Origin of the sequence: Pseudomonas sp. NPDC086251, assembly GCF_044746405.1 — a bacterium.
Classification (GTDB): domain Bacteria; phylum Pseudomonadota; class Gammaproteobacteria; order Pseudomonadales; family Pseudomonadaceae; genus Aquipseudomonas.
The window spans coordinates 137,836-155,301 of record NZ_JBIVBY010000013.1 but is presented as its reverse complement, the minus strand read 5'-3'; the positions used below and the strand labels follow the sequence as shown (position 1 = coordinate 155,301).

At 59.2% G+C, this 17,466-nt stretch carries 16 protein-coding genes and 4 tRNA genes; 13 read left to right on the top strand and 7 right to left on the bottom strand.

The genetic code is table 11. The features are described 5' to 3' along the window. Positions 1-65: 65 nt before the first annotated feature. Positions 66-605 (bottom strand): TetR/AcrR family transcriptional regulator, encoded by a 540-nt coding sequence (locus ACIPL2_RS17470; RefSeq protein ID WP_401358173.1) that lies wholly within the window; start codon positions 603-605, stop codon positions 66-68. Between the two features lie 91 nt (positions 606-696). On the opposite strand from ACIPL2_RS17470, the gene ACIPL2_RS17465 reads away from it, so the two are divergent. The 3 genes from ACIPL2_RS17465 (at position 697) to ACIPL2_RS17455 (ending at position 5,127) form a co-directional block, all read left to right on the top strand. Further along, complete coding sequence (locus ACIPL2_RS17465) at positions 697-1,890, top strand: MFS transporter (protein ID WP_401358172.1); 1,194 nt, start codon at positions 697-699, stop codon at positions 1,888-1,890. Between the two features lie 112 nt (positions 1,891-2,002). Continuing rightward, complete coding sequence (locus ACIPL2_RS17460) at positions 2,003-3,154, top strand: TDT family transporter (protein ID WP_401358170.1); 1,152 nt, start codon at positions 2,003-2,005, stop codon at positions 3,152-3,154. 98 nt (positions 3,155-3,252) lie between these two features. Then, positions 3,253-5,127 (top strand): MFS transporter, encoded by a 1,875-nt coding sequence (locus tag ACIPL2_RS17455; protein WP_401358168.1) that lies wholly within the window; start codon positions 3,253-3,255, stop codon positions 5,125-5,127. Between the two features lie 96 nt (positions 5,128-5,223). On the opposite strand, the gene sugE is transcribed toward ACIPL2_RS17455, so the two are convergent. The 3 genes from sugE to rdgC all read right to left on the bottom strand — a co-directional run bounded on the left by sugE (position 5,224) and on the right by rdgC (position 7,689). Then, positions 5,224-5,538, bottom strand: coding sequence for a quaternary ammonium compound efflux SMR transporter SugE (gene sugE, locus ACIPL2_RS17450; protein WP_027922462.1), 315 nt, complete (start codon positions 5,536-5,538; stop codon positions 5,224-5,226). A 119-nt stretch (positions 5,539-5,657) separates the two neighbouring features. Continuing rightward, positions 5,658-6,623, bottom strand: coding sequence for a bile acid:sodium symporter family protein (locus ACIPL2_RS17445; protein ID WP_401358166.1), 966 nt, complete (start codon positions 6,621-6,623; stop codon positions 5,658-5,660). Positions 6,624-6,768: 145 nt separating this feature from the next. Further along, entirely contained in the window at positions 6,769-7,689 is a 921-nt protein-coding gene (gene rdgC / locus ACIPL2_RS17440) for a recombination-associated protein RdgC (RefSeq protein WP_401358164.1), read from the bottom strand. A 160-nt stretch (positions 7,690-7,849) separates the two neighbouring features. Here rdgC and ACIPL2_RS17435 point away from each other — a divergent pair. From ACIPL2_RS17435 to ACIPL2_RS17395, 9 genes are all read left to right on the top strand, one after another. Further along, a tRNA-Val gene (locus ACIPL2_RS17435) sits at positions 7,850-7,925 on the top strand. Positions 7,926-7,943: 18 nt separating this feature from the next. Then, a tRNA-Asp gene (locus tag ACIPL2_RS17430) sits at positions 7,944-8,020 on the top strand. 188 nt (positions 8,021-8,208) lie between these two features. Continuing rightward, positions 8,209-8,284, top strand: a tRNA-Val gene (locus ACIPL2_RS17425). 18 nt (positions 8,285-8,302) lie between these two features. Beyond that, a tRNA-Asp gene (locus ACIPL2_RS17420) sits at positions 8,303-8,379 on the top strand. Between the two features lie 366 nt (positions 8,380-8,745). Next, on the top strand, positions 8,746-9,462 hold the full coding sequence (locus tag ACIPL2_RS17415) for an FKBP-type peptidyl-prolyl cis-trans isomerase (RefSeq protein WP_059401927.1): 717 nt from the start codon (positions 8,746-8,748) through the stop codon (positions 9,460-9,462). 293 nt (positions 9,463-9,755) lie between these two features. Further along, a complete protein-coding gene (locus tag ACIPL2_RS17410) occupies positions 9,756-10,211 on the top strand; it encodes a YkvA family protein (protein WP_401358162.1) in 456 nt (151 codons plus the stop codon). Positions 10,212-10,325: 114 nt separating this feature from the next. Further along, entirely contained in the window at positions 10,326-10,667 is a 342-nt protein-coding gene (locus ACIPL2_RS17405) for a helix-turn-helix domain-containing protein (RefSeq protein WP_401358161.1), read from the top strand. Beyond that, a complete protein-coding gene (locus tag ACIPL2_RS17400) occupies positions 10,664-11,035 on the top strand; it encodes a hypothetical protein (protein WP_059401930.1) in 372 nt (123 codons plus the stop codon). Before ACIPL2_RS17405 ends, ACIPL2_RS17400 begins: the two co-directional genes overlap by 4 nt. Further along, entirely contained in the window at positions 11,036-11,440 is a 405-nt protein-coding gene (locus ACIPL2_RS17395) for a sel1 repeat family protein (protein WP_401358160.1), read from the top strand. Between the two features lie 113 nt (positions 11,441-11,553). On the opposite strand, the gene ACIPL2_RS17390 is transcribed toward ACIPL2_RS17395, so the two are convergent. Together ACIPL2_RS17390 and ACIPL2_RS17385 are read right to left on the bottom strand one after the other, a co-directional pair. After that, entirely contained in the window at positions 11,554-13,338 is a 1,785-nt protein-coding gene (locus ACIPL2_RS17390; protein WP_401358158.1) for a bifunctional diguanylate cyclase/phosphodiesterase, read from the bottom strand. 145 nt (positions 13,339-13,483) lie between these two features. Then, complete coding sequence (locus tag ACIPL2_RS17385) at positions 13,484-15,565, bottom strand: carboxy terminal-processing peptidase (protein WP_401358157.1); 2,082 nt, start codon at positions 15,563-15,565, stop codon at positions 13,484-13,486. A gap of 140 nt (positions 15,566-15,705) precedes the next feature. On the opposite strand from ACIPL2_RS17385, the gene ACIPL2_RS17380 reads away from it, so the two are divergent. Beyond that, on the top strand, positions 15,706-16,668 hold the full coding sequence (locus ACIPL2_RS17380; protein WP_401358155.1) for a zinc-binding dehydrogenase: 963 nt from the start codon (positions 15,706-15,708) through the stop codon (positions 16,666-16,668). Positions 16,669-16,781: 113 nt separating this feature from the next. Here ACIPL2_RS17380 and ACIPL2_RS17375 read toward each other — a convergent pair whose 3' ends face one another. Continuing rightward, the gene (locus ACIPL2_RS17375; protein ID WP_401358153.1) at positions 16,782-17,435 is read right to left on the bottom strand and encodes an HAD family hydrolase; all 654 of its coding nucleotides are present in this window, start codon (positions 17,433-17,435) and stop codon (positions 16,782-16,784) included. Positions 17,436-17,466 lie beyond the last annotated feature (31 nt).

Sequence of the window (17,466 nt, the reverse complement as noted above, 5' to 3'; positions counted from 1 at the left end):
TTGTTCACAAATTATGTGACCACTAGAGATTAAATGTGGGAGCAGGCTTGCTCGCGAAGGCGGCCTCAATGACTCAACGCAATCTCGATCAACTGATGCAACTCCTCAACCTCCAACGCCGCCGCCGAAAACAGGATGCGAAACACCGTCGGCGCCGCCACCAGGTTGATCAGCCGATCAACACTCGGTTTCGGCTGGTCGGGGTACCGATCCAGAATCGCCTGCAATTGCCCGCCAATGATGTTCGCGCAAACGGCCGGCGTCGTGCTGCATTGCACATCGCGCAGCATGTTGCGGCCGGGCTCGGAACTCATCTCGTCCAGATACTGTTCGGCCCAGGCACGCACATCGCCGCGCAGGCTGCCGGTATTGGCCGGTTCGCTTTCAGGGCGCATCCGGGCGAGGGCGACGTCCGCCAACAGCACCGACAGATCGCCCCAGCGCCGGTAAATCGTCGACGGCGTGACCCCCGCGCGAGCGGCGATTTGGGGGACGGTCACGGTGCCGCGATCCTGCTCTTCGAGGAGATCGCGCACGGCCGAATGAACCGACTCTTGCACCCGGGCACTTCTGCCGCCGGGGCGTAAACCTTCTTTAATAGCCATGAATCGGACCTTAACACAAAGAATTTGCTTTAAGCGCACATCAGTAGCACACTCCGCAAAAGCAAAAAGTTAGCTTTTGCGGAGTGTGCCCATGTCCCGTTCTGTTTCAAACCGTGCAAGCCTGTGGTTTCTGGCGATCACCTTACTCAGTTTTCTCGCCGCTTCCACTGCGCCGACGCCGTTGTATCACTTGTATCAGGAACACCTGCAGTTCTCGGCGGCGACCCTGACCCTGATTTTCGGTGTCTACGCCATCAGCCTGCTGGCGGCGCTGCTCACGGTGGGTTCGCTCTCGGATTATCTGGGGCGCAAACCAGTGATTTTCACGGCGGTGGTGCTGAATATTCTGGCGATGCTGCTGTTTATCAACGCCGACAGCGTCGCCTGGTTGATCAGCGCTCGGGTGCTTCAGGGCTTTGCTACCGGAATGGCCACGGCCGTATTGAGTGCGGCGCTGCTGGACACCGATCGCCAGCAAGGGCCGCTGATCAACAGCGTTGCGCCGTTGTTGGGCATGGCGGCGGGCGCGATGGGCTGCGGCTTGCTGGCCGAGTTCGCGCCGCTGCCCTTGCAGTTGACCTATTGGGTGCTCTTGGCTTTGTTTTTTATCCAGGCGCTGTACGTCTGGCGTCTGCCGGAAAGCGTGAGTTCGCAACCGGGGGCCTGGGCTTCGCTGCGTCCGACGCTGCACGTGCCGATCCAGGCGCGCTCCACGCTGTGGCGGGTGTTGCCACTGAATACCGCGACGTGGGCGCTCGGCGGTTTTTTTGCTTCCCTCGCCCCCTCGCTGCTGCGCACGGCTACCGGCTCGACTTCAAACCTGATTGGCGGATCGGCCGTGGCGGCACTGACAGTGACCGGCGCGCTGATGATCTTCGCCCTGCGCAATCGGCCAGCCGCCAACGGGCTGTTGCTGGGCGGCACCTCCCTGCCAACGGGGCTCGTATTGATTTTACTGGGCGTGCACAACGCCAGCCTGACCTTGTTTTTCGCTGGAACACTGGTGGCCGGTTGCGGATTCGGCGCCGGTTTCCTGGGGGCGGTGCGCAGTCTGGTCCCGCTGGCGCTGCCACATGAACGGGCGGGATTGATGTCGGCGTACTACGTGCTCAGTTACCTGGCGTTCTGTTTGCCGTCGTTGCTGGCAGGGAACCTGACGCGGACGTTCGGCTTGGTGGCAACCACTGACGGTTATGGCGCGGCATTGATCGTGCTGTCACTGGTGGCGCTGTTTGGGCTAGTGCGCCAACGGTCGGTCAAAGTCTGTAGTGCCGATGTCGGATGAAGTCTGAAGCTATATAGACAAAACAGATAACAGTTAGAGATATTACCCGTTATATAGATATTCGATTCGGTTCTACCATGAGCTCCACCTCACCAGAGGACAGGAGTTCGCCATGACATGCCCAAACAGCGCACCAGCCACTTTCAAACCCTTCAGTCATTTACAGCACCCGCGCGAAGTCATCCGCCAGTTCACCCCGAACTGGTTCGCCGCCACCATGGGCACCGGTGTACTCGCGCTGGCACTGGCGCAATTGCCCGTGGCCAACCCGGTTTTGCACGGGATTGCCGAAGCGCTTTGGCTGTTCAATATCTTCCTCTTCGTTTTGTTCACCGCACTCTACGCGGCGCGTTGGACACTGTTTTTCGATGAGGCGCGGCGGATTTTCGGGCACTCCACGGTCTCGATGTTCTTCGGCACCATCCCCATGGGCCTGGTGACGATCATCAATGGTTTTCTCGTCTTCGGTTTGCCGCGTTGGGGCGAGGGCGTGATTGATCTTGCCGAGGTGCTGTGGTGGCTGGATGTGGCGATGTCACTGGCCTGTGGCGTGCTGATCCCGTACATGATGTTCACCCGCCAGGAGCACAGCATCGATCAAATGACCGCCGTTTGGCTGTTGCCAGTGGTGGCCGCGGAAGTCGCCGCTGCCAGCGGTGGTCTGCTGGCGCCGCACCTGGCCGATGCCCATGCGCAACTGGTGATGCTGGTGACCAGCTACGTGCTGTGGGCATTTTCCCTACCGGTTGCGTTCAGCATTCTGACCATCCTGTTGCTGCGCATGGCGTTGCATAAATTGCCCCACGAAAACATGGCCGCTTCGAGCTGGCTGGCGCTCGGGCCCATCGGCACCGGTGCGCTGGGCATGTTGCTGCTGGGCGCCGACGCGCCGGCCATTTTCGCGGCCAACGGTCTGCCCGGTATCGGTGAAATTGCCGCTGGATTGGGACTGGTGGCGGGGATCACGCTGTGGGGCTTCGGCCTGTGGTGGATGCTGATCGCCGTGTTGATTACCCTGCGTTACCTGCGCGTCGGCATTCCCTTCAACCTTGGTTGGTGGGGCTTCACGTTCCCGTTAGGCGTCTATTCTTTGGCAACGTTGAAACTGGCCAGCACCTTGAGCCTGGTATTTTTCAGCGTCTTCGGCTGTGTGTTGGTGGCGTTGCTGACGCTGATGTGGCTGATCGTCGCCATACGCACGGTGCGAGGCGCGTGGCGTGGCGAGTTGTTTGTCTCGCCGTGCATAGCAGGATTAAAGAAATAACCGGCCAGGATTAGGTAATGTGTGGCCTGGATCGGCGTTCGACATTCCAATAACCGTACCCACGCCACTCGCTAGCCAACATCAGGGACACACGGAAGATGAGTCACCCCTCACAGTTCACCTTGCTTCGCACCCGGCGCTTCCTGCCGTTCTTCGTCACGCAGTCGCTCGGGGCGTTCAACGACAACATCTTCAAGCAATCGTTGATCCTCGCCATTTTGTACAAGCTGACCATCGACGGTGATCGCTCGATCTGGGTCAACCTGTGTGCGTTGCTGTTCATTTTGCCGTTCTTCCTGTTCTCGGCGCTGGCCGGGCAGTTCGGCGAAAAGTTTGCCAAGGACGCGCTGATTCGCCTGATCAAGCTCGGGGAAATCGCCATCATGGCGGTGGGAGCGGTCGGTTTCCTGTTCGATCACCTGTCGCTGATGCTGGTGGCGCTGTTCGCCATGGGCACGCACTCGGCGCTGTTCGGGCCGGTGAAATACTCGATCCTGCCCCAGGCCCTGCGTGAAGACGAATTGGTGGGCGGCAACGGGCTGGTGGAAATGGGCACCTTTCTGGCCATTCTCGCCGGGACCATTGGCGCGGGAATCATGATGTCGTCCGCGCATTACGCGCCCATCGTCTCCACGGCGATCATCGGTGTGGCGGTGCTCGGCTACCTGGCCAGTCGCAGCATTCCTCGCGCGGCGGCCGCGTCGCCGGAAATGCGCCTGAACTGGAACATTTTCAGCCAGTCCTGGGCCACGTTGAAGCTGGGCCTGGGGCAGACCCCGGCAGTGTCGCGTTCGATTGTCGGTAACTCATGGTTCTGGTTTGTCGGGGCGATTTACCTGACGCAGATTCCGGCGTACGCCAAGGAATGGATGCACGGCGACGAAACCGTGGTGACGCTGATTCTGACCGTGTTCTCGGTCGGTATCGCACTCGGTTCGATGCTTTGCGAGAAGCTTTCCGGGCGCAAAGTCGAGATCGGCCTGGTGCCGTTCGGCTCTTTCGGCCTGACGGTCTTTGGCTTGTTGCTGTGGTGGCATTCCGGCGGAATCCCGGACAGCGTCGCGGGCCATGGCTGGATCGAAGTGCTGGGTTTTGGCCACACCTGGCTGGTGCTGATCGACATCCTCGGCCTGGGGATCTTCGGGGGGTTCTACATTGTGCCGCTGTACGCGCTGATCCAGTCGCGCACCCCCGAGAACGAGCGGGCGCGGGTGATTGCCGCCAACAACATTCTCAACGCGCTGTTCATGGTGGTGTCGGCGATTGTCTCGATCGTTCTGCTGAGCATGGTCAAGCTGTCGATTCCGCAGTTGTTCCTGGTGGTGTCGCTGCTGAACATCGGCGTTAACGCTTACATCTTCAAAATCGTCCCCGAGTTCAGCATGCGTTTCATGATCTGGCTGCTCAGCCATTCCATGTACCGCGTGGAGCATCGCAATCTGGATCTGATTCCCGACGAAGGCGCGGCGCTGCTGGTGTGCAACCACGTGTCGTTCGTTGATGCTTTGTTGATTGGTGGCGCGGTGCGTCGGCCGATTCGCTTTGTGATGTATTACAAAATCTACAACCTGCCGGTGCTGAACTTTATCTTTCGCACAGCCGGGACGATTCCGATCGCCGGGCGCCAGGAAGACATTCAGATCTACGAAAAGGCCTTCACGCGCATTGCCCAGTATCTGAAGGACGGCGAACTGGTGTGTATTTTTCCTGAGGGCAAATTGACCGCCGACGGCGAAATCAACGAGTTCAAGGGCGGGCTGAAGCGGATTCTCGAAGAGACGCCGGTGCCGGTGATTCCCTTGGCGTTGCAGGGGTTGTGGGGGAGTTTCTTCAGCCGCGATCCGGGCAAGGGCTTGTTTCGCCGGTTGTGGTCGCGGGTGACGTTGGTCGCGGGGCCGGCGGTGGCCGTCGAGGTGGCGGAACCGGCGAAGTTGCAGGCGTTGGTAGGGGATTTGCGTGGGGCCGTTAGATAGTCGGTGACTGTGCGGGCCCCTTCGCGGGCAAGCCTCGCTCCTACAAAGTTAAGCGGACCTGTAGGAGCGAGGCTTGCCCGCGATAGCGTCAGTGGCCTAGGCGCTAACCTTGAGCCCCACCAACCCGGCAATAATCAACGCCACACTCGCCAGTCGAAACAGCGCCATGGATTCACCAAACAGGATGATCCCGGCAATCACCGTCCCGACTGCGCCCACACCGGTCCAGATCGCATAGGCCGTACCCAGGGGTAATTCCTTCATGGCAAGGCCGAGCAAGCCAAGGCTGATGGCCATGGCGGCGACGGTCAATGCGGTCGGGAGAGGGCGGCTGAAACCGTCGGTGTATTTCAGGCCGACGGCCCAGCCTACTTCGAACAGGCCAGCGAAAAACAGAATGATCCAGGACATGAATGACCTCCATCGATTGACGGGGTCGTCCCCAGATTAATGACTCGATCGAGCCGCGAGGTCGTCCTCGCGTTGCGCAATAGAGTGCCCATCATTAACCCGAGTATCAAGTTTTCGGATCAGTCAGTGGCCTGTTGCGCAGCGATTTTCCGGTCTTCCTTTTCGCTCATCCGCCGGAAATACGTCGACAGCAGCGCCCCGGAAATGTTGTGCCAGACGCTGAACAACGCGCTCGGCACCGCCGCCAGCGGCGAGAAGTGTGCACTGGCCAGCGCGGCGCCCAACCCGGAGTTCTGCATGCCGACTTCCAGGGCCAGGGATTTGCGTTGGGCCAATGGCAACTTGAACAGGCGCCCGGTGAAGTAACCCAGCAAATAGCCGAAGCTGTTATGCAGCATCACCACGGCCATGATCAACAGGCCGGATTCGGCAATCTTCGCCTGGCTGGCGGCGACCACGGCGGTCACGATGATCACGATGCTCACCACCGAAATCAGCGGCAACACTTCCACCGCGTGGCGAACGCGATCACCGAGTACGCGCTGAGCAACCACGCCGAGCACGATCGGCAGCAGTACCACTTGCAGGATCGACCAGAACAGCTCCATGAAAGACACCGGCAACCACGCCGACGCCAGCAACCAGATCAGTGCCGGGGTCAGCAGCGGAGCGAGGAGGGTGGTGACGGCGGCGATGGCCACCGACAGCGCCAGATCCCCACGAGCGAGCCAGGTCATCACATTCGACGAGGTACCACTTGGGCAGCAGCCAACCAGAATGACGCCGACGGCGATTTCCGGTGGCAGATGAAAAGCCTGGCAGAGCAACCACGCCACGCCGGGCATGATCACGAAATGTGCAACCACACCCAGGGCCACGCGCCACGGATGGCGAGCGACTTCGGCGAAGTCTTCGAGTTTGAGGGTCAGGCCCATGCCGAACATCACCAGCCCCAGCAACGGCACGATCGCGCCTTTCAGGCCAATGAACCAGGCCGGTTGCAGGAATGCCACGACGGCGAAAATCAGTACCCAGTAAGCGAAGGTGTTGCCGACAAAACGACTTAATGCAGCCAGTGCACGCATGGCCTGATCCTTATTATTCAATAACAACATAGATCGAATGTGGGAGCGGGCTTGCTCGCGAAAGCGGTGTGTCAGTCAATATTGATGTCGACTGACACTCCCTCTTCGCGAGCAAGCCCGCTCCCACATTAGTCATCACCCGCGTTTAGATCCCTTGCGGCGTCTCTTCACCGCCCAACGCTTCAACCAGCGCCGGCAGGAAGTCGACGAAGGTCAGCATCATCAGGGTGAAGCTGGCGTCCAGTTGGCCGAGGGCTTCGTCGCCACCGTCCTGTTCCGCCTGATCCTGCAACAAGTCTTCGAACTTCAGGCGCTTGACCGTCATCTTGTCGTCGAGCATGAACGACAACTTGTCCTGCCACGCCAGCGACAGCTGGGTGACCACTTTGCCGGTGCTCAGGTGCAGCTGGATTTCTTCGCTGGTCAGGTCCTGGCGCTTGCAGCGCACGATGCCGCCGTCTTCGTGGGTGTCGCGCAGTTCGCACTCGTCCAGCACAAAGAAATCGTCCGCGGCTTTCTGGGTTTTGACCCAGTCGGTCATGGTCGCGGTCGGCGCCATTTTCACGGTCAGCGGACGTACCGGCAGCGAGCCGATCACTTCACGCAAGGTCGACAACAGGTCTTCGGCGCGTTTCGGGCTGGCCGAGTTCACCAGGATCAGGCCCTGTTTTGGCGCGATGGCGGCGAAGGTCGACGAACGACGGATAAAGGCGCGGGGCAGGAAGGCCTGGATGATTTCATCCTTGATCTGATCGCGCTCCTTCTTATAGACCTTGCGCATCTGCTCGGCTTCGATCTCTTCGACCTTTTCCTTCACCGCGTCACGCACGACGCTACCGGGCAGGATGCGTTCTTCTTTGCGGGCCGCGATCAGCAGGAAGTCGCCGCTGATGTGCACCAGCGGCGCATGTTCGCCCTTGCCGAACGGTGCAACGAAACCGTAGGTGGTCAACTCCTGGCTTGCACATGGACGCGCCAGTTTGGTGGCCAGTGCAGTTTCCAACGCCTCGGCATCAAAAGGCAGATCTTGGGTCAGGCGATAGATAAGCAGGTTTTTGAACCACATGGGGTGAGTCTCTCCTTATATACAAAGGGGGGCATTATTCTCTTCACGGTGCCATAGGCCAACCCTTCTCTAAGCCTTTGGAAGGCCTGAGAAAATTATTTAAAAAAGTGCTTGCCAGAGGTTGGGTCGCTCCGTAGAATGCGCGCCACACCGAAGCGAAGGGTGATTAGCTCAGCTGGGAGAGCGTCTGCCTTACAAGCAGAATGTCGGCGGTTCGATCCCGTCATCACCCACCATTACTTTCAATGTTACGCGCAGCGGTAGTTCAGTCGGTTAGAATACCGGCCTGTCACGCCGGGGGTCGCGGGTTCGAGTCCCGTCCGCTGCGCCATATTCGGTAATCTGGAACGCTGAACGCCAGGTCACCACGGAAAAACCCGCTGATGCGGGTTTTTTTCTGTCCGTTGTTCCTGCAGGGTGTGTCGTTTTTCAGGGTTTCGGATTTATTTGAAAAATATTTCAATTAAATCAACACTTTACGAAAACCTGTGGCATAATGTGCCACGCAACGAAGGTAAAGGGTGATTAGCTCAGCTGGGAGAGCGTCTGCCTTACAAGCAGAATGTCGGCGGTTCGATCCCGTCATCACCCACCATTACTTTCAATGTTACGCGCAGCGGTAGTTCAGTCGGTTAGAATACCGGCCTGTCACGCCGGGGGTCGCGGGTTCGAGTCCCGTCCGCTGCGCCATATTCGGTAATCTGGAACGCTGAACGCCAGGTCACCACGGAAAAAGCCCGCTTTATGCGGGCTTTTTGCTGTCCGGGATTTGGCATTGCCGTGCGCCGACCTCTGTAGGAGCGAGCTCGCTCGCGAAAAACCTGAGAGCGCCGCAGTGTCCGCCAGTGCCACGTCATCGTTGCCGACCTTCGCGAGCAAGCTCGCTCCTACAGGTGAAGATGACAGAAGCTTCATCCTCCGATTCCGGAAATGCGTTAAAACACCTGAACTTATCAGAAGTTTCCTGCTCTCATGCCGGTAGCCATTGGTCGTGGCCGCCTGATAAGCTCGCGGCTTTACTCGATTGCCCTTTAGGCGCATGAACAAGGAAATAGCATGAAACAGCATCGGTTGGCGGCGGCGGTGGCCCTGGTTAGCCTGGTACTTGCGGGTTGTGATTCGCAGACCAGCGTAGAGCTGAAAACCCCGGCGCAAAAAGCTTCCTACGGGATTGGCCTGAACATGGGCAAGAGCCTGGCTCAGGAAGGCATGGATGATCTGGATTCCAAGGCCGTCGCCCAGGGCATCGAAGATGCCGTCGGCAAGAAAGAACAGAAGCTGAAGGACGACGAACTGGTCGAAGCCTTCGCAGCACTGCAAAAGCGTGCTGAAGAGCGTATGGCCAAAATGAGCGAAGAGTCGGCAGCCGCTGGCAAGAAATTCCTCGAAGACAACGCCAAGAAAGCCGGTGTGACTACCACCGCTTCCGGCTTGCAATACGAAGTGGTCAAGAAAGCCGATGGCGCACAGCCTAAGCCGACCGACGTAGTGACCGTTCACTACACCGGCACCCTGACCAACGGTACCGTTTTCGACAGCTCCGTCGAGCGCGGCAGCCCAATCGATCTGCCGGTCAGCGGTGTGATTCCGGGTTGGGTCGAAGGCCTGCAACTGATGCACGTTGGCGAGAAGTACAAACTGTACATTCCAAGCGAACTGGCCTACGGCGCGCAAAGCCCAAGCCCGGCGATTCCAGCCAACTCGGTGCTGGTATTCGACCTGGAACTGCTGGCGATCAAAGATCCGGCAAAACAAGACGACGCTGCGAAGTAATTTGCGTCAGCTCTAAAACAACGCCTCGCTTATGCGGGGCGTTGTTGCATCTGGCGTTCGGCAAGGGGTAAACAAAGCGAACGGATGCTGTAGGCTGGAGTCATAGCCATTGAGGACGCCTGTGCTAGCCGCGCCAGAGCGCCAAGTCAATGAAATCTTGGGTTTTTTTAGGTGAGTAAAAAACGCCCGATCTGAGTCAGGCCCTTATGAATCGGGGCTCTCAGGCGTGAAATGCAGGTCTGTTCACAAGGTTATCCACAATTTGTGTGGATAACATTTCAGCGGGAGGAATGATGAAAGTACCTTGGAATTTCGCACGTTTCCTGCCACTGGCCGGACGCTTGCTCGCGCGTGGACGTTTACCGACTTTGCTGTTCGCCGTGGCCAGTAAAGGCGCCAGCCAAGGCAACCGGCTGGGCAAACTGAAAGACGATCTGCGCTTGTTGCAGGCACTCTGCCTGGCTTACTGGCGCGGCGAGTACCGGGCGATCAGCCCCAAGGCCCTTATCTCGGTCGTGGCCGGCCTGATGTATTTCCTCAGTCCGGTGGACGCCATTCCGGATTTCATTCCGATGTTCGGCATGCTCGACGACATCGCCGTGCTGGCCTGGCTGATGAAAGTCCTCGACGACGAGCTCAATGCCTTCCGCGCCTGGCGCAAACGTCAGCTGCCAGAGAAGCTTGCCGTGGTTGAGCGCCTGCCCGATACCCCCGAGCAACTTCAGCTCCAGGGCCCGAAGAAAAACTGAGCCGATTCAGGATCATCCTTATATTCAAACCCCTCGCGACCTTGGCCGCTGTTAGGATTACACTTCTAGGGAAAAGTGCCGACTCGCTAAGTGTCGTTGTCCTACGGGGAAGTCATGGATATTCAGATAATCACACGCGAAGGCGAGCCCGAATATGCGGTTCTGCCATGGGCTCAGTATCAGGCTCTTCTGAAAGCAGCAGGCATCAATCAACAACCGCCGCGAGTCGCCCCAGAGCGCCCCGCGACGACACCAGACCCGATTCTTCCGGGGCTGGATCAACTACGCAGTTTGCGCGAAGGGAAGGGCATCGCCATCGAGGCGCTGGCCCGCACGGTAGGCATCAGCCCGTCTTATCTGGCCTTGATCGAAAGTGGCGAGCGTCAACCCGACGCTGCGATTCGCCGCAGCCTGGCCTGGGAATTGACGGTGCCAGGGTGGAGGGATGAATCGTGAGCGTACGCATCAGTCGTCAACATTGGGACGGGTTGCTGGGCGAGCTGGATCAGGCACGCCGACAGCGTCATCTTTTGACGTATCGCGCGTTGCTGGAGCGGTTACAGCTCCCCACGCCGGCGATGCAAACCTTGACCGCAGCCCTTGAGCATCTGGCCGCGCTGGACGCCAAGGCCGAACAGCCCTTGCGCAGTTCGCTGGTGATCAGCCAGGGCGCCAGCCGCCTGCCACGCACCGGTTTCTTTGAATGTGTCGAACGCCTCGGGCGTTTCTCCGGTCCTTCCGATGGCATCGCCGCGGCCTCCTGGCATGCCTCGGAAGTGGTGCGAGTGTTCGAATACGAGTACCCCGAGTCGGCGGAGGCCTGAGTGTTTTTACGACTCAAGGCGCGAGCCGGTTACTGGCTGGCCCGCCGGCTGTTTCACTGGTCGTGGTTTGTGCGTCAGCCCCGAGGCTGGAGCTGGCTCGAAGGCCAGTTCGCGCGCATGGCCAACCTGGGTGATGTCGGCGCTCAAAGCTTCTATGGCCACATCCTGACCTTTCGCGGCGTTGGCCTTGGGGCGCGTGAGGAAGGTGTGCGATTGCTGCGCCTGGCGGCGTTGGCGGGCGATGGCAAGGCGGCGTATCAGGTGGGCGTGATCAGTTTGGCCGGGACGCCGAGCAAGGCGCCGGATCCGGTTGAGGCGGCGAGGTTTTGGGAAATGGCTGCGAAGGCCGGGCATCCGTTGGCTGAGATCAAGCTCAAAGAGTTGGCGTCTGGCCGTTCGGAGTAACTGTCATTGATCTGAGTGGGTTGGGCTGACGTCTTCGCGGGCAAGCCTCGCTCCTACAGATCTGGCGTGCAGCCCTGTAGGAGCGAGGCTTGCCCGCGAAGGCGCCAGATCAATCACCGCTGTCCTACAAGCAAATCCTCACCCGGCACCGCCAGACTATCAATCACATGCACGCTATACCCCGGCACATTCTTCGCGTGGTGCTTGGCCTGCGACGCCATCTCCGCCAACTGGCTCGCATCGAGTTGTCCACAGGCCTGTGGATGCAAATGCACCACGCCAATCGACAGTGACAGCAGCGCAAACTCCTGACGCACGCCCTGGCGATTCGGCGCGATAAAGCAGCCAGCCTCCAGGTGTTCGCTGCGGTAAAAGCGCCGGCACTGGCTCTGGAAGTCGTCCAGCAACTGGTTCAAACGTTTGCGCCAGTCTTCCGGGCCGAGCACCAGCAGAAAGTCATCGCCGCCGATATGGCCGACGAAATCACGGGACGGATCGACGCGATCATTCAGGCATTGCGCCAGGCACAGCAGCACTTCATCGCCACGGCCGTAGCCGTAGATGTCGTTGAAGGGTTTGAAGCTGTCGATGTCCACGTAGCAGATCACCGATTCCCGTTGCTGTTGCAGCAGGCGCGTCAGGCATTGCTGGATGGGCACGTTGCCCGGCAGCAAGGTCAGCGGATTGGCGTAGCGGGCTTGCTGGATCTTCAGTTCGGTAATCAGTTTGAGCACGTCGATGACCCGACCCAATCCCAAATAGCCGCCGTTGAGGGTGATGATGAAATCTTCTTCAATGCGCTGCCGTGCGCGGCTGGTAATCAAGCGGCTGACCTGTTGCAGTGATTGGCTCATTTCCACGGCGAGAAAGTCGTCGTTCATCAAGCGGCTGATCGGTTTGCGGGCGAACAGGTCGGTGGCAAACGGCTTGAGCAGCGCGTCCGAGAGCGAATGCCGGTGGACGATGCCGCAGGGCTGGCCTTGTTCGTCGAGTACCGCCAGGGAGTTGAGATTGGCTTGGCGGCGGAAGGCTTCCAGCACGGTGGCGGTCGGGGTAGTGCGGTCTACTGCCGGTTGGTCGTTGAGCAGGGCGCTGAGGTCGCTGCCTTCGTCGTTCAGCGCCACGGCGGTGCTGTCCTGTTTGGGCATCAAGGTCCGGGCGTCCCGAGGCGGCTGCTCCTGGGGGCGACACAGCAGATAACCCTGAACCAGGTCGACGCCCATCTCGGTCAGCACCGCGAGCTCTTCCGGCAACTCGATGCCTTCGGCGATCACCTGCGCCCGTGAGGCCTTGGCGATTTGCAGGATTGAGCCGACAAACTCGCGTTTGAGGGCGTCCTGGTGGATACCGTCGATGAAGTGCCGGTCGATTTTCACGTAGTCCGGGCGCAACTCGGACCAGAGGCGCAGGCTCGAATAGCCCGCCCCCAGATCATCCAGCGCGATGGAAAATCCCATCGCGCGGTAGTGGTGCAGCGCGTTTTGCAGTAACTGGAAATCGTCGGTCGGGGTTTGTTCGGTGAGCTCGATCACTACCTGATTCGGCGGAATGCCGAAATCCTGCAGCAGTTGCAGGGTGCGCCCGGGTTGGTGGGCGGCTTCGAGCAGCGATTCCGGGGAGACGTTGAGGAACAGTTTGCCCGGCAGTTGTTGTTCGTTGAAACGGCGGCAGGCGCTTTCGCGGCAGGCGATTTCCAGCTGGTTCAGGAGACCGGCCTGGCGGGCGACGGAGAACAGTGCGATGGGCGAGTGCAGCGGGCTGTTTGAGGGGCCGCGGGTGAGAGCTTCGTAACCGATGATGCGTCGCTCAGAGAGGCAAATGATCGGCTGGAACAGGCTGTGCAAGCCGCTTTGAGCCAGTATGGAACTCAAGGCACTCAGCTGTTCTGTCGTGGTCATGGCAATCTCGGGGCGAAAAAAAGGGCTGGGATCACGCTCTTGATGAGAGGTGCTCCAGCCCTTTATTTCACGACAGAATGATGACTGTTTGATGACGCTCCGGGGAGCGTCAGCATTAAATTGCCATCATCTTGCTTTTCACCGCTTAGTGCTTGGCTACCGCGGTATTGAGTTTCAGGTAGTCCAGCAGAATCCGCCCGGTCTCGCTCAGGTAGGCATCGTCTTCTGGCTTGGTCTTGTCCTGCTCGGCCGCGATGGCGTCTTCGTCTTCTTTCTTCAGCTCTTTGAGCGGCTCTTCGCCCTTGGCCTTGCGACGCAGGTTCTCCATGGCCAGTTGCTTGGCTTCGATGTCGGCATGTTGTGCACGACGGTCGGCTTCATTGAGGCTGACGGTTTTTTCCGCCATCAATTTCTGCGCCAGGGCCAGTTTGTCGCGGATGAACACGAACTCCGCGTCTTTGGCAGTGCGCACGTCATGCTCGGACTGAAGCTGCGTGATGTACGGTTTGAACGGGTCGACCGCCGGCTTGATGGCGGCGCGGATGGTGTCCCACGGCATGGCTTCCGGCAGCGCGCTTTCGCCGATTTCCTTGGTGTCGATGATCGACGGGTAGTCGATGTCCGGCAGTACGCCCTGATGCTGGGTGCTCTGGCCGGAAACCCGGTAGAACTTGGCCAGGGTCAGTTTCAGCTCGCCATGGTTCAGCGGCTGAATGGTCTGCACGGTGCCTTTACCGAAGGTCTGGCCGCCGATGATCAATGCACGGTGGTAGTCCTGCATGGCGCCGGCAAAAATCTCCGAAGCCGAGGCGGACAAGCGGTTGACCAGCAACGCCATCGGGCCTTTGTAGAAGGCGCCCGGGTTTTCATCTTCCAGCACATCGACCCGGCCATCGGCGTTACGCACGAGAACGGTCGGACCTTTGTCGATGAACAGGCTGGTCAGCTCGGTGGCTTCCTGCAGGGAGCCGCCGCCGTTGTTGCGCAGGTCGATGACCACGCCGTCAACTTTGTCTTTCTGCAACTCGGTCAGCAATTTCTTGACGTCGCGAGTGGTGCTCTTGTAATCCGGATCGCCGGCACGGAAGGCTTTGAAGTCCAGGTAGAAGGCCGGGATCTCGATGACACCGAGCTTGTAGTCCTTGCCGTCCTGTTTCAGGTTCAGCACCGACTTCTTCACCGCCTGGTCTTCCAGCTTCACCGCTTCACGGGTGATCGGCACGATCTTGGTGGTCTGGTCGTTCGGCGCATTGCTGGCCGGAATCACTTCCAGGCGGACCACGGTACCTTTCGGACCACGGATCAGCTTGACCACTTCGTCGAGGCGCCAGCCCACCACGTCGACCATCTCTTTGTTGCCTTGGGCAACGCCGATGATCTTGTCGGCCGGTGCAACCTGCTTGGTCTTGTCAGCCGGACCTGCCGGCACCAGGCGCACGACTTTCACCTGGTCGTTATCGCTCTGCAACACAGCGCCGATGCCCTCGAGGGACAGGCTCATGTTGATGTCGAAGTTTTCCGCGTTATCCGGCGACAGATAGTTGGTGTGCGGGTCGTAGGACATGGCGAAGGTGTTGATGTACGCCTGGAAGATGTCTTCCGGACGGGTCTGGTCCAGGCGCGTCAATTGGTTCTTGTAGCGCTTGGTCAGGGTTTCCTGGATCTGCTTTGGCTCTTTGCCGGCAATCTTCATGCGCAGCACTTCGTCCTTGACGCGTTTGCGCCACAGGTCGTCGAGCTCGGCGGTGGACTTGAGCCAAGGTGCATCCTTGCGATCGATCAGCAAGGTTTCCTTGGTGGTGAAGTCGATCTTGTCGACGCCCTTGTTCAGCTCGGCAAGCGCAAAGTCCAGACGCGCTTTGACACGGTCCAGGTAGCGCTTGTAGATGGTAAACCCGGCGTTCAGGTCGCCACTTTTGAGGAAGTCGTCGAACTGGGTCTTCCACTTGTCGAATTCGGCAATGTCGCTGGCCATGAAGTAGCTGCGCGACGGATCCAGCAGCTTGAGGTAGCTGTCATAGATGATCACGGAGCGCGCATCATCGAGCGGCGGCTTGCTGTAGTGATGGCGCTTGAGCAACTCGACAACGTTCAGGCTGGCGATCACTTCGTCACGATCAGGCTGAAGCTTGTCCCAGCTATTTGCTGCGAACGTATTGCTCGACATCGGCAACAGGCCGATACCAATAAATAGGGCTAGGGCGGTGCTGGGGAACAGATGCTTCATGCTGATTCGACGCGGGGACAATTGATCACGCATATTAGGCCGTCTTTGAAGTCGCCGGTTCCACAAAGGGCCGGTCACATAATGCAAGAAAGCCCGATGCTACAGCGACGGGCTCAGTCCAGACTCACTATGGAGGCACTGTGAAAGCATTGCAAGGCGTTGACGGTCAAGTGGAGTGGCTTGAAGAGCCGAGTCCTACATGCGATGTAGGGCAAGTTCGCATTCGTGTGGCGGCAGCGGGTCTCAATCGCGCCGATTTATTACAGAAGGCTGGCCTTTATCCGCCACCGCCGGGGGCCAGTCAGGTACTGGGTCTTGAGTGTTCGGGGGTGATCAGCGAGGTCGGCCCGGGGTCGTCGTGGCAGGTCGGTGATCGAGTCTGCGCCTTGCTGGCCGGGGGCGGGATGGCCGAGGAGGTGGTTGTCGACGGACGGCATGTGTTGCCGGTTCCCGACGGAATGTCATTGGTCGAGGCAGCGGCGTTGCCGGAAGTGTATGCGACCGTCTGGCTGAATCTGTTTCAACTGGCCGCGCTCAAACCGGGTGAGAAAGTTCTGCTGCACGCCGGAGCAAGTGGAATCGGTTCAGCTGCCATTCAGCTGTGCAAGGCGTTTGGTAATCCGTGCTGGGTCAGCGTCGGTTCTGCCGAGCGTCTGGCTTATTGTGAAGCGCTGGGTGCCCAGGGCGGCGTGGTGCGCAACGGGGATCTGCAGAGCTTGAATGATCTGGGGCCGTTCGATGTGATCCTCGACCCCGTGGGGGGCAATTACGCTGAGCTGAACCTGAAGCTGCTGGCCCGCGATGGCCGTTGGGTGCTGATCGGTCTGATGGGCGGCCGAGAGGCCAAGCTGGACCTGGCGCAGGTGTTGGCCAAGCGCGTGCAGTTACTGGGTTCGACTTTGCGCAGTCGCGATGAGCAGTTCAAGGCGGATTTGTTCAGTGACCTGAGCCAGCACGTGTGGCCATTGTTTGCCGAAGGGCGGTTGAGCCCGCAGTTGGCCAAGACCTTCCCGATCAAGGATGCCGAAGCGGCGTTTGCCGAGTTGGCGACCAACCAGGTGGCGGGGAAGTTGGTGTTGGTGATTGACGAAAACCTGACCTGACCACACCGAACCTGTGGGAGCGGGCTTGCTCGCGAAAGCGGACTGACATTCAATATTGATGTCGGCTGTTATGGCCCCTTCGCGAGCAAGCCCGCTCCCACATTGGTTCTCGGTTACTTCCAGAGGTGGATTGGCCAGCCGGCTTTCTCGGCGTGCTCAAGCAATACCGGGTCCGGGTTCACCACGTGTGGGAAATCCACCTTCAACAACAACGGCAAATCGTTACGTGAGTCGGAATAGAAACTCGCGCCCTCCAGGTTTTCTTCTTCCGCATCCAGCCATTCCAGCAGTCGAACTATTTTGCCTTCGCGGTAGGTCAGCGTGCCAACGGTATTGCCGCTGTAAACGCCGTGCGTCACTTCCAGTTCTATGCCGAGAATTTCGTCGATCCCCAGACGATCGGCAATCGGCCTGACCAGGTGCGTGCCGGAGGCGGAGATCACCAGGATTCGATCACCGGCCTTGCGATGAGCGGCGATGGCTTTGGTGGCATCGCTGAAGATGATCGGTTCAATGAAGTCTTCCACCCAAGGCCCGACGAGGTGGTCGACCTCTTCCGGCGTGCGGCCGATCATTGGCTCGAGGCTGAAGGTCATGTATTCCTCCATGCGCAATTTGCCGTGGCTGTAGGCGTCCATCAGTTCATTGTTCTGACGCATGAACGACTCGGGATCGACCCAGCCCAGGCGGCCCATTTGCTCGCTCCAGAGGGTGGCGCAGTCGCCGTGAATCAGGGTTTCATCCAGATCAAAAATTGCCAGGGCCATCAGTGCAGTTCTCTCTTCAACATCAGCAAGG

What these genes read in the sequence shown, in the direction of transcription:
- ACIPL2_RS17470 (WP_401358173.1), bottom strand. Translation starts at nt 605, where the DNA reads ATGGCTATTAAAGAAGGTTTACGCCCCGGCGGCAGAAGTGCCCGGGTG.
- ACIPL2_RS17465 (WP_401358172.1), top strand. Translation starts at nt 697, where the DNA reads ATGTCCCGTTCTGTTTCAAACCGTGCAAGCCTGTGGTTTCTGGCGATC.
- ACIPL2_RS17460 (WP_401358170.1), top strand. Translation starts at nt 2,003, where the DNA reads ATGACATGCCCAAACAGCGCACCAGCCACTTTCAAACCCTTCAGTCAT.
- ACIPL2_RS17455 (WP_401358168.1), top strand. Translation starts at nt 3,253, where the DNA reads ATGAGTCACCCCTCACAGTTCACCTTGCTTCGCACCCGGCGCTTCCTG.
- sugE (WP_027922462.1), bottom strand. Translation starts at nt 5,538, where the DNA reads ATGTCCTGGATCATTCTGTTTTTCGCTGGCCTGTTCGAAGTAGGCTGG.
- ACIPL2_RS17445 (WP_401358166.1), bottom strand. Translation starts at nt 6,623, where the DNA reads ATGCGTGCACTGGCTGCATTAAGTCGTTTTGTCGGCAACACCTTCGCT.
- rdgC (WP_401358164.1), bottom strand. Translation starts at nt 7,689, where the DNA reads ATGTGGTTCAAAAACCTGCTTATCTATCGCCTGACCCAAGATCTGCCT.
- ACIPL2_RS17415 (WP_059401927.1), top strand. Translation starts at nt 8,746, where the DNA reads ATGAAACAGCATCGGTTGGCGGCGGCGGTGGCCCTGGTTAGCCTGGTA.
- ACIPL2_RS17410 (WP_401358162.1), top strand. Translation starts at nt 9,756, where the DNA reads ATGAAAGTACCTTGGAATTTCGCACGTTTCCTGCCACTGGCCGGACGC.
- ACIPL2_RS17405 (WP_401358161.1), top strand. Translation starts at nt 10,326, where the DNA reads ATGGATATTCAGATAATCACACGCGAAGGCGAGCCCGAATATGCGGTT.
- ACIPL2_RS17390 (WP_401358158.1), bottom strand. Translation starts at nt 13,338, where the DNA reads ATGACCACGACAGAACAGCTGAGTGCCTTGAGTTCCATACTGGCTCAA.
- ACIPL2_RS17385 (WP_401358157.1), bottom strand. Translation starts at nt 15,565, where the DNA reads ATGAAGCATCTGTTCCCCAGCACCGCCCTAGCCCTATTTATTGGTATC.
- ACIPL2_RS17375 (WP_401358153.1), bottom strand. Translation starts at nt 17,435, where the DNA reads ATGGCCCTGGCAATTTTTGATCTGGATGAAACCCTGATTCACGGCGAC.